Origin of the sequence: Paraburkholderia sp. BCC1885 (genome assembly GCF_900996235.1) — a bacterium.
Lineage (GTDB): Bacteria > Pseudomonadota > Gammaproteobacteria > Burkholderiales > Burkholderiaceae > Paraburkholderia.
In genome coordinates this window covers 1-569 of record NZ_CAAJGM010000064.1, presented here as the reverse complement: position 1 = coordinate 569, position 569 = coordinate 1, and the positions used below count along the sequence as shown (strand labels likewise).

Annotated in this window: 1 pseudogene; it reads right to left on the bottom strand. The window is 65.4% G+C overall.

Features of this window, described 5'->3' with window-relative positions:
* A pseudogene (locus tag FQ755_RS05100) lies at nt 1–270 on the bottom strand (glucosyltransferase); the annotation flags it as partial.
* Between the last annotated feature and the right edge of the window lie 299 nt (nt 271–569).

Genomic DNA, 569 nt, shown 5'->3' with positions numbered 1-569 from the left:
CGCGTCCGGATGCAGCAGACGTAGCTGCTCAACCGTTTGCAGCGCGGGATCCGCCGAATCGTGCACGCCGAACAGAAACTGCAATGGCCCCGGATAGTCCTGCTGGCAGAAACTCGACAGATTGCTGAGCAGGGTCCATTCGGCGCCGTGCAGCGGCTTGACGACGGTGACCGGAGGATGACTGCTGGGCTCCGAGGGCAGGCGCGCGAAGAACCGTCCAATCAATGCGCCGGCCAGCACCGTGTACGCAATGCCGAACACGGCGCCCATGGCGCAGAACGCAACCAGCGCGAGGCGCACCACATGCGCCGCACCCACGGGGCCGTCAAGCGCGATAAGGGCAACAAGGCCGCCCGCCAGCAACGCGGCAAGCGGGCGCGCGAGCCAGACGAGGCGCTTCATGTCGGGGCCATCCACGCAACGCAGCGGGAGGGGCGCATACGAATCAGGCTTCGTGAGCGCGCAGGAACCGGAAGAACTCGACGCCTTCGCGCAGGCGCCGCTTCATCATGTCCCAGCTCATCAGCATCTCGCGCACAATCTCCCAGATTTTCGAGGGCCGGAAATAG